General features: G+C 56.8%; 12 protein-coding genes. All 12 read left to right on the top strand.

Annotated features, from left to right (window positions below; all coding sequences use genetic code 11):
* The first annotated feature begins 18 nt into the window (after nucleotides 1–18).
* The 12 genes from FHS27_RS04440 (at nucleotide 19) to FHS27_RS04385 (ending at nucleotide 14,172) form a co-directional block, all read left to right on the top strand.
* Nucleotides 19–1,836: a quinol:electron acceptor oxidoreductase subunit ActD gene (locus FHS27_RS04440; protein WP_184302172.1), complete on the top strand. Its 1,818-nt coding sequence runs from the start codon at nucleotides 19–21 to the stop codon at nucleotides 1,834–1,836.
* Nucleotides 1,837–1,890: 54 nt separating this feature from the next.
* Nucleotides 1,891–3,144, top strand: a complete 1,254-nt coding sequence (locus FHS27_RS04435; RefSeq protein WP_184302168.1) for a hypothetical protein — start codon at nucleotides 1,891–1,893, stop codon at nucleotides 3,142–3,144.
* 74 nt (nucleotides 3,145–3,218) lie between these two features.
* On the top strand, nucleotides 3,219–3,554 hold the full coding sequence (locus FHS27_RS04430; RefSeq protein WP_184302165.1) for a hypothetical protein: 336 nt from the start codon (nucleotides 3,219–3,221) through the stop codon (nucleotides 3,552–3,554).
* 24 nt (nucleotides 3,555–3,578) lie between these two features.
* On the top strand, nucleotides 3,579–4,559 hold the full coding sequence (locus FHS27_RS04425) for an SCO family protein (RefSeq protein WP_184302162.1): 981 nt from the start codon (nucleotides 3,579–3,581) through the stop codon (nucleotides 4,557–4,559).
* Nucleotides 4,560–4,712: 153 nt separating this feature from the next.
* On the top strand, nucleotides 4,713–5,795 hold the full coding sequence (locus tag FHS27_RS04420) for a cytochrome c oxidase subunit II (RefSeq protein WP_246419080.1): 1,083 nt from the start codon (nucleotides 4,713–4,715) through the stop codon (nucleotides 5,793–5,795).
* A gap of 101 nt (nucleotides 5,796–5,896) precedes the next feature.
* Nucleotides 5,897–7,618, top strand: coding sequence for a cytochrome c oxidase subunit I (locus FHS27_RS04415; protein ID WP_184302157.1), 1,722 nt, complete (start codon nucleotides 5,897–5,899; stop codon nucleotides 7,616–7,618).
* Nucleotides 7,619–7,794: 176 nt separating this feature from the next.
* Entirely contained in the window at nucleotides 7,795–9,042 is a 1,248-nt protein-coding gene (locus FHS27_RS04410; RefSeq protein ID WP_184302154.1) for a cytochrome c oxidase subunit 3, read from the top strand.
* Nucleotides 9,043–9,114: 72 nt separating this feature from the next.
* Nucleotides 9,115–9,474 (top strand): cytochrome C oxidase subunit IV family protein, encoded by a 360-nt coding sequence (locus FHS27_RS04405; protein WP_184302150.1) that lies wholly within the window; start codon nucleotides 9,115–9,117, stop codon nucleotides 9,472–9,474.
* A gap of 26 nt (nucleotides 9,475–9,500) precedes the next feature.
* The gene (locus FHS27_RS04400; RefSeq protein WP_315854462.1) at nucleotides 9,501–10,469 is read left to right on the top strand and encodes a hypothetical protein; all 969 of its coding nucleotides are present in this window, start codon (nucleotides 9,501–9,503) and stop codon (nucleotides 10,467–10,469) included.
* A gap of 335 nt (nucleotides 10,470–10,804) precedes the next feature.
* Nucleotides 10,805–12,199: a threonine/serine exporter family protein gene (locus tag FHS27_RS04395; protein ID WP_315854461.1), complete on the top strand. Its 1,395-nt coding sequence runs from the start codon at nucleotides 10,805–10,807 to the stop codon at nucleotides 12,197–12,199.
* Between the two features lie 75 nt (nucleotides 12,200–12,274).
* Complete coding sequence (gene bioB / locus FHS27_RS04390; RefSeq protein WP_184302145.1) at nucleotides 12,275–13,318, top strand: biotin synthase BioB; 1,044 nt, start codon at nucleotides 12,275–12,277, stop codon at nucleotides 13,316–13,318.
* A 35-nt stretch (nucleotides 13,319–13,353) separates the two neighbouring features.
* Entirely contained in the window at nucleotides 13,354–14,172 is an 819-nt protein-coding gene (locus FHS27_RS04385; RefSeq protein ID WP_184302142.1) for an SDR family NAD(P)-dependent oxidoreductase, read from the top strand.
* The last annotated feature ends 36 nt before the right edge of the window (nucleotides 14,173–14,208 follow it).

Raw genomic sequence — 14,208 nt, 5'->3', positions numbered from 1 at the left:
TTCATAACGGTCTCTCTGATGAGTGAAACCAAACCAGCTCCCAAGACAGTCGCCGACGGGAACACCGTGCATGGCGTGGTTGCGGAGTTCTCCGACGTCGATTCGTTGCTCGCCGCGTGCGAACGGGTTCGCGATGCCGGATACACGAAGGCGGACGCGTTCACGCCGTTTCCCGTCCACGGGATCGACAAGGCGCTCGGCATCAAACCGACCGTTTTGCCTTGGATCGCGTTGACCGCAGGAGCCATCGGAACCTGCACCGCGTTGACGATGCAGATCTGGATGAACGGGATTGATTACCAATACATCATCTCGGGCAAACCTTACATTTCGTTGCCAGCGTTCATTCCGGTCTCGTTCGAACTGACGATTCTGTTTGCTTCGTTCGGAACGTTCTTCGGAATGTGGGCCCTCAACGGATTGCCACGTTTCAGCAACCCGATGTTCACCAGCCCACGGTTCGACCGGGCGACCGACGACACGTTCTTCTTGTATCTCGATGCGAAAGACAAACGGTTCAACGAAGAGGGCGCGAAAGCTCTGCTCGGTGACCTCGGTGGTGCTTACATCGAGCCCGTTGTCGAAGACGATTCACCGAAAAAGATCCCGAGTTTCCTGTTGATCGCGATCGCCGTCGTGATCGCTTTCTCGATGATCCCGGCTCTCGTTGTGGCTCGCATGCGAGTGACCAAGAGCAGTTCGCCGCGATTCCATATCTTCCCCGACATGGACTTCTCGCCCGCCAAAGACGCGCAGCAGATCTCGACGCTGTTCGCCGACGGTCGTGCGATGCGTCCCGACGTGCCTGGCACGGTTAGCCGTGGCGGATTGGATTGGGACGTCGATTTCCAAACCGGAATCGATATGGAAAAACTTGCTCAAGTCGACGCCCCACGGGCCCGTCAACTCGTCGCGATGATGCAGTCGGATACGGAAGTCGTTGAAGCCGATGGCGAAGTAGCCGGCGAAGAAGAAGCGGTGAAGGAAGTTGTCGAAGAAACGACCGAAGAAGTGCAAGCAGACGAACCTTCCACGGACGAGCCTTCCGCAGACGAACCGGCCTCTGAAGAACCAGCAGCCGAAGAGCCCGAAGCGGAAATGACCGAAGAAGCCGAGGCTCCGGCAGAAGAAGAACCGGCTGCCGAAGAAACCGAATCGACCGAGGAGACTCCCGCGGAAGAAGAGCCTGCTGCGGAAGAGCCTGCCGAGGAAGAAATGACGGCCGAGGAAACTCCCGCGGAAGAGCCCGCCGCAGAGGGGCCTAGCGAAGAAGAGCCCGTTGCCGAGGCAAAAACCGAAGAGCCCGAAGCCGAAGCGTCAAAGCCTGAAGCCCCGACCGCGTTGGCACCCGCATCTGGACCGACCGTCGACACGACGCCTTGGTTGACCGATAACCCGCTCGCGATCGATGCCGCTGTTCTCCAGCGAGGCCAGCAGCAATTCAATATCTATTGCTCGGTGTGTCACGGCATGAACGGCCGTGGGAACGGGTTGGTGAACCAGCGTGCTCAGCGGATTCTGGCAACGACTTGGACACCGCCATCGAACCTGCATGACGCGACGCTGTACCAAGACGTTTACCCAGACGGAAAGCTGTTCGGCACGATCAGCAATGGCGTTCGCAAGATGCCTGGTTACGCCGCGCAGATCCGAGCCAAAGATCGTTGGGCAATCGTGTCTTACGTGCGAGCGTTGCAGGCTAGCCAAAACGCGTCGCTCGAAGAGGTGCCTGCGTCACAACGCGAAGCGATCGAAAAGAAACAATCCGAGGTCAAAGCCGAACTCGAAAAGGCAGCCGCGGAAGAGGCAGCGAAAGCTCAAAAGACCGCGACCTAATTCCGCCATCCGATTTATTCACTCAGCCCTCAGTACTCAGCCCTTATTCCTCTCATGTCTCACCATCAAGCAGTCGCTCCAAAGCCCGCTGACGATCCGGCGTTCACCATGCCAGCGTTGCTGTCGGGTATGTCTCTCCCGTTGTGTATCGGCGGTCTGATCGCGTTGGTCGGCGGTGCGTTCTTGGGAACCACGTCGCTGGGCGGCAAATTCGGCATGTCGGCTTACCTGACTGCGTACATGTATGCCTTCACGATTGCTCTCGGCTCGCTGTTCTTCGTTCTGATCCAGCACCTCGCTCGTGCGGGTTGGAGTGTGGTGGTTCGCCGGGTTGCCGAGTTGATGATGGTGATGTTGTTGCCTCTGGCGTTAATGTTTCTCCCGATCGCCTTTTCGGTGTGGAACGGTTCGTTGTACTCGTGGACGGACCCGGGCTACCAAGCCGAGCATGGCGTTCCCGCCGCAGTTTGGGCCGAGAAAATTCGCTGGCTCAACCCACAGTGGTTCACGTTCCGCGCGCTGCTGTACTTCGGCATCTGGTGTGCAACCGCGTGGTGGTACTATTCCAAGAGCCAACGTCAGGACGAGACCGGTGAGGTCACGTTGACCGAATCGATGCAGGCTCGCAGTGGACCTGCCGTGATTCTGTTTTCGTTCTGCACCGCCTTCGCCGCGTTTGACTGGGTGATGAGTTTGGCACCGATGTGGTTCTCCACCATGTTCGGCGTCTACATCTTCACCGGCAGCATTTTGTCGGCGCACTGCGCAATTGCGTTGTTGAGCTTCGTTTTGCAGAAACAAGGTGCGATTCGCGACGAAGTCACCATCGAACACTACCACGACCTGGGCAAACTGATCTTCGGGTTCATTTGTTTCTGGGGTTACATCGCGTTCAGCCAGTACATGCTGATTTGGTACGCCAACATTCCGGAAGAAACGCACTGGTTCGCCGGTCGATATCCTGGTTTCTCTGATACTTTTGGGCCGATCGCGATCGCCCTGATGGTGCTGCACTGGGGGTTGCCGTTCCTCGGCATCATGAGCCGCCACGTCCGTCGACGTCCTTGGGCTGTCGCCGCCTGGTCGCTGTACATCCTCGTCATGCACTTCGTCGATTTGTACTGGGCGATCATGCCGGAGGCAAATCTCGGTGCGGGCGGAGTCGTTGGCGTGATCTCGTCACTGCTGTGCGTGATCGGGATGGTCGCCTTGATGCTCGGTTTGGTGATCGTCGTGGGATCGGGAACTCGATTGATCCCCGTTCGAGACCCTCGTTTGGGCGAGTCGCTCGCGTTCGAGAACATCTGAGCTGCCTTGCCTCGCTTTCCTAACGTTCGCGTTATTTCGTCACCTGTTCATTTTCCCCCTTCTTAGAATCTCCCATGGCTGCCTACGACGATCTCAATGGCAAACGAATCGCGACGATCAGCGTGATCTCGATCGTGGTTACTGCGGTTACCGTGTTAGCGGTGCAAGTCGTTTATTTTGCGTTGGCCGATTTGGTCGACACGCAAAAGATCCAAGACGCCCGTTACACGCGTTCGAACCACGTTCTTTCGCAGCAGGCTGAAGAAATCGCCACCTACGGAGTCGATCCCGATACCGGAAATATCCGGATCCCGGTTGGCGATGCGATGAAAAGGATGGCCGCCGAAGCTGAAGAACATCAAAATGAAGATCACGCGAACCTAACCGTTCCTTCGCAACCGATTTCCTAACACTCGCTGTCTCAGCATCCGATCATGTTCCCTTCCACACCGTATCGATCAACGATCCACGTAGGCATCCGCCTTTTCGTGAGCTTCGTGCTGGTTGCTGCGATGGGGGCAACGGCGACGGTTTCGGCCCAGCCGAACACGGGCGTGATGCAGGACGGCTCAGCGGAGGTGTTGCTCAACGACCGCGTGCCGCGCGAAGTTCGGGACGTGACGGTGAAGCAAAATCTTGGCGATCAAGTCACCAAGGATTTGCCGCTGATCAATTCAGTCGGCGACCACGTGACCCTCGGTGATTACCTCGATGGTGAGCATCCGCTGATTTTGACGCTGAATTACAGCAATTGTCCGATGTTGTGCAATGTGCAGCTGAACCAATTGGCGCAGTCCCTTGAGAAGGGCGATTTGAAGATCGGTGACGATTTCCGCTGCATCAGTATCAGCATCGACCCGACCGAAACGAACGAGCGACTGCAGGAAACGCAGGCCCGTTACGTCGAGCAAGTCCCGTCGCACCCTAACGCTCAGAAGGGGTGGGCATTTTGTCGCACGAGTCAAAACGTCATCGATCAGTTAGCCACCGAAGTCGGATTTTCGTACAATTACAACGAAGCGACGGGGGAGTACGCTCACCCGGCGATGCTCGCGTTTTTGACTCCTGACGGGGTGATCACGCGATATTCACTCGGCGTTGCATTCCCACCGGACCAAATGAAACTCGCCCTGGTCGAGGCCGGTCAGGGGGAAGTCGGCAGTTATATCGATCAATTCGTGATGCTGTGTTACACGTTCGATCCCACTGCGGGTAGTTACGTCCCCGAGGCGTGGAAGATCATGCGTTTGGGCGGTGCGATCACCATCGGGTTACTCGGCCTCGCCCTGTTGCCCTACTGGCTCGGCCGCAAAGGCAACCCGCTTCGCCGCGAAAAGAACCGACCTACCGAACACGTCGCTCCGACCGCCGACGGCACCGCTCCGTTGAAACCGACCCAATGGTTCGGTGGTTAAACCCGACGATCAAAACAGACACCACCGTGTGGCGATCGAATCGCCACCGGTTGTCAAATCAACCGAAATACTTCAGTCCTCAACATATCCCTTTTTCACGCCACTTCGGCCTGCACGACTATGATCCCGGCACTTACCAACTTGACGCGACCGATGCCGTTTCTCGCAGACGTCGAAGATAGTTTCTGGTTCCCCAAACAGGCTTCCTCCTTCGCGAGCGAAGTCGACTGGGTATACGACTTCATCCTCTACATCTGCATCGCTTTCTTCGTTCCGATGATGGCGTTCATGGTGTGGACGATGTTCAAGTACACCAAGAAGAAGGGCACCAAGGCGGAAAGCCAAGTCACGCACAACACACCGCTCGAACTCGCATGGTCGATCGGACCTTCGGTCTTGCTCGTGTGGATGTTCGTCCAAGGTTCGATCTCGTACCTCGACATGCGGACGCCTCCGGAAGGCTCCTACGACGTCGGCGTTCAGGCCTTCAAATGGGGTTGGACGATGGACTACGGCAGCGGCACTTTCCACCCTGAACTGCACATCGTCAAAGACGAGCCGACCAAACTCTCGATGCGGAGCACGGACGTCATTCACAGTCTGTACATCCCCGCGTTCCGGGCCAAGAAAGACATCGTGCCCGGTCGTTACAACTACATGTGGTTCAAACCGACCGTTGCCAGTGAAAAGGTTTCCGACGAGGAACTCGCGAAGGCCAAAAAACAGAGCGAAGGCAGCGACGGATGGGACTATGACAAGTATCAGTTCACGCCCGACGGATACACGTTCTTTGACCTTTACTGTGCCGAGTACTGCGGAACCAACCACTCGGAAATGCAGACTGCGGTCGTCGTGCACGAAACGCAAGAAGAACTCGACGCGTGGATCAAAGCCAACAGTTCACGTCCGGAAGACCAAACGCCCGCCGAATGGGGACAGTTGTTGTACAACCGTCGCGGTTGCTCAGGGTGTCACTCCAACGACGGCAGCAAACTGGTCGGCCCGTCATTCAAAGACGTCTATGCTTCGCAGCACGCGTTGGCATCGGGTGACAACGTCGTTGTCGATGACAACTACATTCGCGAGTCAATCATTGCTCCGAAAGCCAAAGTGGTCGCCGGCTACCAACCCGTGATGCCGAGCTACAAAGGTCAACTCAGTGACGACGACATCGAGTCGATCATCGCTTACCTGAAATCAATCAGTTCCAACACTGCCGCACCTGCGGCTGAATAGACATTCGGTTTGGCCGCGTTTGCCATCGAAGAGCAGACGCAGACCACCGACCATTCCATCCCAAATCAATTTCGATCGTCTTCCAAGAGGACACTCCAATCATGTCCACCGCCATCACCAGCCGCGACCCCGGCTATCCGACTGATCGCGAAAACTACCTCACCAATTCCTCAGGCATCCTGAGTTGGATCTTCACGCTCGATCACAAACGCATCGGATTGATGTACTTGGTCGGTGTGATGACCGCGTTCGCCGTCGGTGGTCTGCTCGCGTTGGCGATTCGCCTTCACCTGCTCGATCCTGAAGGTTGGATGTTCACGGGTGCGGAAGCGAACAATATCTACAACCAGGTCTTCACCCTTCACGGTGCGATCATGGTGTTCCTGTTCATCATCCCGAGTATCCCGGCGGCATTGGGCAACTTTCTTGTTCCGGTGATGCTGGGGGCGAAGGACGTCGCGTTCCCGCGATTGAACTTGAGCAGTTTCTATCTGTGGTGTTTTGGAGCGATCTTCTTCGTTTCGGCTCTGTTCAGCAGCGGTCTGGATACGGGATGGACGTTCTACACGCCTTACAGCACAACGACGGACACGTCGGTGATCCTCGCCACCCTGGGTGCGTTTATCCTCGGGTTCAGTTCGATTTTTACCGGTTTGAACTTCATCGTCACGATCAACACGATGCGTCCGCCAGGGATGACCTGGTTCAAGATGCCATTGTTCCTGTGGGCGACCTATGCGACGAGCATCATCCAAGTTTTGGCAACACCCGTTCTTGGTATCACGTTGTTGTTGCTGATCGCAGAACGCACGATGCACGTCGGGATTTTTGATCCTGAATTCAACGGTGACCCGGTCACGTACCAGCACTTCTTCTGGTTCTACAGCCACCCCGCTGTTTACATCATGATTTTGCCGGCGTTCGGTATCATCAGTGAATTGATCAGTGTTCACAGTCACAAGCACATCTTCGGATATCGCTTCATCGCTTACTCCTCGATCGCGATCGCCCTGCTGGGCTTCCTGGTCTGGGGACACCACATGTTCACATCGGGCATGAGCTCGTTGACCACAATCATCTTCTCGGCATTGACGTTTACCGTTTCGGTACCGTCGGCGATCAAGGTGTTTAACTGGCTCGCGACGATGTACAAGGGTTCGATCAGTTTGACGACCCCGATGTGCTACGCGATCTCGTTCATTTTCTTGTTCACGATCGGTGGTTTGACAGGGTTGTTCCTCGGAACCCTCGCGACGGACTTGCACCTGCACGACACGTACTTTGTTGTTGCCCACTTCCACTACGTGATGGTCGGCGGAACGTTGATCGCGTTCTTGGGTGGCGTGTTCCACTGGTGGCCGAAGATGGTCGGCAAGATGTACAACGAATTCCACGGCCGCATCGCGTCCCTGTTGGTCTTCCTTGGATTCAACGGCACGTTCCTGCCACAGTTCGTATTGGGCAGCCGCGGGATGCCACGTCGTTACGCGACCTACGATCCCGAGTTCGCATTCCTGCATCAAATGAGCACCTATGGTGCCTTGTTGCTCGGATGTGGATTGCTGTACGCGTTTATCGTTTTGATGGCGTCGCTGGCAAAGGGACGACGGGCACCAGCAAACCCATGGGGTGGAGCAACGCTCGAATGGGCCTGCACCAGTCCTCCACCGTATTACAACTTTGAACGTCCACCGGTTGTGGGCGATCCATATGATTTCCACAACATCGAGTGGGATTCGCAGGAAGAGAAATACATCTCTACTGAACCTGAACGTAAGTTGGTTCCCGAAGAGCAGCCGGCGGAAGTCCCGGCTCATCACTAGGGAAGCCTCGGCGAACGAGTTATTGATTATGAACGTGGTGGCGGGCGGTTGCCCACTCCACGTTCCGGAACCGGGCGACATGGGTCGCCCCGCTAGTTAGTTTACTTTTCACTTCGACACATTCATGCGTGGTCGCCCTCATCGCGGGCGGTTCATCAGCGAACGGTTTTCGGCACATGGCAACGATCGACTCCCACTCCTCCGAATCGGAAACGCACGACGAACATGGTCACGACCATGACCATCCCGCGTGGCTGGCTCACCATTTCGACACGCCCGAACAACAATTTGACAGCGGCAAGCTGGGGATTTGGTTGTTCCTGACGACAGAAATTCTGTTCTTCAGCGGCATGTTCTGTGCCTACGCAATGTTCCGCATGTTGCGACCCGAAGTGTTCGAGGGGTGCAGCCAATTCCTAAACACCAAACTCGGTGCGATCAACACTGGGGTGCTGCTGTTCAGTTCATTGACGATGGCGTGGGCCGTTCGATGTGCCCAAACCGAAGAGTACAAGAAGCTCGTCGTGATGATCGCCAGTACGCTTTCCTGTGCGATGGTCTTCCTCGGCGTGAAATCGATCGAGTATTCGCACAAATGGGGCATGGGGCTCTTGCCACCAGGATCGTACTTCTATGACGAAGCCAACCCGCACCCGACGGCTCAGCAGATTGTCGATCAACACGGCTTTAGTGAGAGCACGGCCTACTTCCTCACGCACAGCCTTTACTATCTGTGTGCCCCGTTCGCGTTGCTGCTGATCGGTGTGTTCGCGTGGTTGGTTTGGGCGAAGGTAACTGATAACAAATTCCAATACGCATGTGCCAAGCCGTTGCTCGTTGTTTGCCTCAGCTTCTTCGGTGGCGTCGGGTTGGGCATGGTTCTCGAAAGCGGGGGCGGTGAACACACCGTCGCTCACGTCGATGGCGACCATGGTGCTGCTGATGCTGGACACGGGCACGCGGATCATGAACACGCGGAGGACGCTCATGCTGCGGAAACTCACGCGGCCGCCCCGGCACTCGATGTCGAGAGCGACGACGTCGCGATGGAATTGCTCGCTGAAAGCGATTTGAACACGGGTGCGAAGGCCATGCTCGAAGCCAAACAGGCTCAAACCGCCATGGCGAGCGGTCAGGTCGTGCCTCCGGGTGTCGAAGCCGATATGGGCATCGCCACGGTCGAGAAAGACGTCCAGACAAAACGCCAGGCCGGCGTGTTCTTCGGCATCTACTACTGCATGACGGGCGTGCACGCGATTCACATTCTCGCGGGTATCGGCGTGTTGGTGTGGTTGCTGATTCGTGCGATTCGCCATGACTTCAACCGTCAGTACTTCGGCCCCGTCGATTATGTCGGTCTTTACTGGCACTTGGTCGACTTGATTTGGATCTACCTGTTCCCGCTCCTGTACTTGATCCGATAGCGGACGGGCTCGACGCGGTCGAGTTTTTTTGACACTACCCACCACCTTTCTTTTCCATTTCAGAACGCGCTCATGGCTGCTCACGGACATTCAGACGACGGAACCGATTTCGCCCACCCGATGCCACTGCCGGTATTGTTCGGTGTGTTTTTCGCGCTGGTTATCTTGACCATTATCACGGTTGCTCAGGCGAGCCTCGATCTGGGCAGTTTTGATATCGCGGTCGTGATGGGAATCGCAACGGTGAAGGCCTGTTTGGTGGCGGGCATCTTCATGCACTTGATCTACGACAAGCCCTTTAACATCATCGTTTTCCTGTCGTCGTTCGTGTTTGTGGGACTGTTCGTGATTTTCACGCTGAGCGACAGCAAAATGACGTCGCCGTCGTTTGAACCAAAAATTGACGAACCGGCTGCCTCCGCCGAAATGTAAGAATGGTGGATCTCACGCGAAAGCGTGTGCGACTCTTCTCAAGTGATCCCGGCATACCGCCGACCGATGGTGAGGTATGTGAGGCGAAGTGGCAGGTGATGATGATTCGCAGTGGACTGTTCCCGATCGCCGCTCTCATCGTTCTCGTCGGCGGAGGTTTCGTTGCCGCCGAGTCGCCTCAGGATCCAACCGCCAAGGGGAACGTCCCCCAAAACCTGCTTTCATTACCGGGCGGCATCTACTGCGGAGCCGAACCCGAAGGTGAAACCCATTTCGAGTCGCTCGCCGCGATGGGGATTCGAACCGTGGTCAGTGTCGACGGTGCGATCCCAGACGTCGCGGCCGCGGAGGCACACGGGCTTCGCTACATTCATATCCCGATCGGATACGACGGTGTGGATCCGAACGCGGGGCTCTCGCTCGCTCGATTAATGCGAGAGATTCAGGGGCCGATCTACGTGCACTGTCACCACGGTCATCATCGCGGGCCCGCTGCCGCTGCGATCGCCTGCATCGCGGGCGGTCATGCGGATAACGATGCAGGAACCGAAATCCTACGCCGTGCCGGTACCAGCAAAAATTACGCGGGGCTTTGGCGAGATGTCGCCGCTTACTCGCCGCCCGCCGAAGACGTCGAACTTCCCGAGCTCGTTTCGGTGGCTCCAGTGGATAGTTTTGTGACCGCGATGGCGAACTCGGGACTCGCGATGGAACGTCTCCTCTTGTGCAAAAACGCAGGTTGGACCGCACCGCAAACGCATCCCGATTTGGATCCGGTTCAAATCGCGTTGTTGGTTCGGGAAGGGCTGCATGAGTCAAACCGTCATCTGCCGAAAACGGCGGAGTGGCAACTGCGGCAACGGATGGAAGCGTCGAGTAAGGTCTCGGTCGAGTTGCATGAGTCGTTGAAAGCGAACCGAGTGCAGGATGCGGATGTCTTGATGGAAAAGCTCGAGACTTCGTGCACGACGTGTCATCGCGATTATCGAAACTAACGCGTTTCTACGCGGCCGTAGCCACCGTCACCCGGCGGTGGACCTCACGCTGGCGTAGGTAGCTGCCACGAGAGCGTTTCGGCAATTGTCGTAGGTGTTCAACGGTCGCTACGTTCACCTGAACGTGCTCCACCGTTGAGTGATGGCGGCTACGACAAAAAATGGAAACGCTCTCGCATTGATTCGGTGGATCGGCCAAGTTCGAAGGCATCAACGGCCCGCCATGACACTCGGCAAACGACGAGTTCTGCTGTACGCTCGGTGATCTACACGACGCAGTTGAACGGCACGTCGCTGAATTTAGTCGGTGGCGAATTACCGGTAATTCGTTCGCGTTGTCGATTTTGGAAGCGGGCGAGGTGCGAGACTTTTTCCGTCAACACGTTATCACCACTCATGGCGTCGTCCGCTTCGCCAATCGTATTTCTTTAACGCGACATTTCTCGAGGCGCCAACCGATCGACGATCAATCCACTAGCACGTTCATTATCGAACTGGCTCGCAATCTGCATGCGAGTGGTTCGCCCGCCTATGAACTCGATCAACGTATGGAGACGGTCGCCCGGTCGCTCGGCAATCCCGCTGCGTTCTTTTCGACGCCGACGGCGATCTTCGTCACGTTTGAATCCCGCCCCGAATCGACGCGGCTGATTCGTGTTTACCCGGTCGACGTCAACCTGGCGAAGTACGCGCGGTTGTACGAGTTACAGCGCGAGATTGATGAGGAGTCGCTTTCGATTACTGAAGCATGGCGACGCCTTCAAGACATCGAGCATTGCAATGACGAGTACCCGATGTGGCTGAACATTGTTGCGTTCGGTTTGGCGGGATCGACGATTGCGGTTTTGATCGGTGGCAACGAGATCGTGCAGGTTTCCGCTGCGTTTGTCGGATCGATCGTCGGAATCGTGGTGTCGATTCTGTTGCGATGTAACTTCCCCGCTCACTTGGTGAATGTGGTCGCGGGGTTCATTGCGATGATTTTCGCAGGGGCCATCCACGCGTTCTTCCCTGGGGGCAGTGTCGTTTTGACGGTCACGTCGGCGTTGGTGGTTCTGTTGCCTGGTTTGCAATTGACCGTCAGTGTCAACGAACTCGCGACGCAGAACCTCGCCTCCGGTTCGGCTCGGTTCGCCGGAGCAATGACGACGTTGTTAACGATGATCTTCGGGGTGGTGATGGGCAATGGTTTCATCACGACGTTGATCAACGTGCCCGCGTCGTCGTTGCCGGTTCCGCCTGACATGATTCGTTCTTCGCTCGTCCTGCTGCCGATCACGGTGGCGTTCGGGATTCTGTTTCGAGGACGCATCCTCGACGGGTTTTGGATTTTGTTATCAACGGTGATCGCGTTTGTCTCACTCCGCGGAGCGAGCGAAATATTGGGGCCGTTCGGGGCGGTTGCGGTCGCGGCGTTGATTGTGGGCGTTTCGAGCAATCTGTTTGCCCGGTGGAAAGGGCTTCCGTCGGCGATCATGTTGATGCCCGGTTTATTGCTGTTGGTGCCGGGCAGTTTGGGGTTTTTCGGAATGTCGGCGATGATGATCGGGGACGACTTTCCCGGCGGCGTCCGATTGATAGCGAACATGATGTTGACCGCGGTTTCCATTGTCGCCGGGCTGTTGCTCGCGGGAGTGGTGTCTCCGGCCGAGGAGGCTGCGTCGACTTGGCGCACGGCGACTTCGCCCGCCCCTCTTGCCGACGAGCGGGCGTTCGACAACGATAAATGAACGTGGTGCTGGCGGGTTTTCAACGAAAACGGTCAGCACATCTGTTTCTCTTCGCTCGCACGACAGACCCCTCTCATGAGTGTCGCATCTCCGACCGCATCGACCGCCACGTTTTCGCCCGCAGGAACCTACGACGCGCTCGCTGATCGAGTGCTCGCAGGCGGATCGATCACTCGCGAGGAGGCGTTAGCGATGCTCGAAGCACCCGATTTGGACGTTCCTGCGATTTTGGCCGCCGGCTACCGGATCCGGCATCATTACTTCGGCAATTCCGTTCAGTTGTACTTTCTGATGAACGCGAAGAGCGGTTTGTGTGCCGAAGATTGTCACTACTGCAGCCAATCGAAAGTGAGTGACGCACCCGTACCGAAATACAACATTCTCAAACGTGACAAACTGATGGAGGCGGCCCGCGTCGCTGCCGAACGAGGTGCGAAAACGTACTGCCTCGTCATCAGTGCCCGCGGACCGAACGAACGCGAGATGTCCGCCGTCGAAGAGATCGTTCCCGAAATCAAGCAGAAATACGGTTTGGACATCTGCGCGTGTTTGGGGCTGCTGTCCACCGAACAGGCCGCACGTTTGAAGGCATGCGGCGTCGACCGTGTGAACCACAATCTGAACTCGAGCGAAACGCACTACGAGAAAATTTGCACGACGCACACGTACGCCGACCGCGTTCAAACGCTCCGCAATGTTCGCGACGCTGGCATGGAAATGTGCAGCGGTGGCATCATCGGGATGGGCGAATCGAAAGAAGACATCGTTGCGATGGCGTTCGACCTCGCGGATCTCGGTGTGCAATCGATTCCTGTCAACATTCTTAACGCCATCGACGGCACGCCGCTCGAAGGCACCGACGCGATGTCGGCCCAAGACGCCTTGAAGGCACTCGCGATGTTCCGCTTCGTCGCACCGAATCGTGAGTTGCGAATTGCCGGTGGTCGTGAACTGCACCTCCGTTCGTTGCAGCCTCAAGGGTTGTACGTGGCGAACAGTTTGTTCGTCGGTGACTACCTCACGACCGAGGGCCAAGCACCTCAAGCCGACTACGACATGATCGCGGATCTCGGTTTTGAGGTTACCGGATCGTGTGAAGAAGTGAGCTTGGATCGTTGAGCCCGTTACCGCCGAATTTACCCATCCCGAAAAGTTTGGCGGTTGCACGCACGAGTCTGCAGACGACCTTCGACACCGACGCCCCGGTCGCGTTAGTTACCGGAAGCGGTGCGGCGAGAGTGGGGCGGTGTATCGCCGAGGAATTGTCTCGGCGAGGTTGTCATGTCGCGCTCCACGCGAACACGAGCGCCGAACCGGCCAACGAAGCGGCCACTCAGTGGAGACAACAGTTCGGCCGAGATGCGTTTGTTGTCACCGGTTCGCTCGAAGAAGACGAAACCTGCGACCGAATCGTTGATCAAACGAATGCTCACTTCGGTCGGCTGGACATTTTGGTCAACAGCGCCGCGATTTGGATGCCGACCAAGCTCGATGAAATCACCGGTGACGAAATCCGGCGATACTTTCAAATCAACTCCGTCGCATCATTGCTGTGCGGGCGAGCGGCGGGCCGCGTGATGGCGAACCAGGCTCATGGTGGCGCGATCATCAACATTGGCGATTGGGCGACCGAGCGTCCGTATGCCGATCATGCCGCGTACTTTCCCAGTAAGGCGGCCGTGGAGGTGATGACGCGTTCACTCGCGGTCGAATTGGGCGCCCGTCATCATCGCGTTCGCGTTAATTGCGTTCAGCCTGGACCCGTTATGCTGACGCCGGACGTTGACGAGAAAACGGTTCAATCGCTCGCCGACAGCACGTTGGTCGGTCGCATCGGTTGCGGCCAAGACGTTGCCGATGCGGTCGCGTTCTTATGTGAAAACACCTTTGTCACCGGCGTCTGTTTGCCGGTCGATGGAGGACGCAGAATATTTGCGCCCGATGGATTGCAGGTGGGACGCAACACCGGTTGATCGGTTATTCTTTCTCGTGAATTGACGCACGCCGTT

It is taken from the genome of Aporhodopirellula rubra (genome assembly GCF_014192335.1).
Taxonomy (GTDB): domain Bacteria; phylum Planctomycetota; class Planctomycetia; order Pirellulales; family Pirellulaceae; genus Rhodopirellula; species Rhodopirellula rubra.
The sequence above is the reverse complement of the archived record's forward strand: the minus strand, read 5'-3'. Positions and strand labels throughout refer to the sequence as shown.

Coding starts and splice junctions, on each gene's coding strand:
- FHS27_RS04435 (WP_184302168.1), top strand. CDS start 1,891: ATGTCTCACCATCAAGCAGTCGCTCCAAAGCCCGCTGACGATCCGGCG.
- FHS27_RS04420 (WP_246419080.1), top strand. CDS start 4,713: ATGCCGTTTCTCGCAGACGTCGAAGATAGTTTCTGGTTCCCCAAACAG.
- FHS27_RS04440 (WP_184302172.1), top strand. CDS start 19: ATGAGTGAAACCAAACCAGCTCCCAAGACAGTCGCCGACGGGAACACC.
- FHS27_RS04410 (WP_184302154.1), top strand. CDS start 7,795: ATGGCAACGATCGACTCCCACTCCTCCGAATCGGAAACGCACGACGAA.
- FHS27_RS04415 (WP_184302157.1), top strand. CDS start 5,897: ATGTCCACCGCCATCACCAGCCGCGACCCCGGCTATCCGACTGATCGC.
- FHS27_RS04425 (WP_184302162.1), top strand. CDS start 3,579: ATGTTCCCTTCCACACCGTATCGATCAACGATCCACGTAGGCATCCGC.
- FHS27_RS04430 (WP_184302165.1), top strand. CDS start 3,219: ATGGCTGCCTACGACGATCTCAATGGCAAACGAATCGCGACGATCAGC.
- FHS27_RS04405 (WP_184302150.1), top strand. CDS start 9,115: ATGGCTGCTCACGGACATTCAGACGACGGAACCGATTTCGCCCACCCG.
- bioB (WP_184302145.1), top strand. CDS start 12,275: ATGAGTGTCGCATCTCCGACCGCATCGACCGCCACGTTTTCGCCCGCA.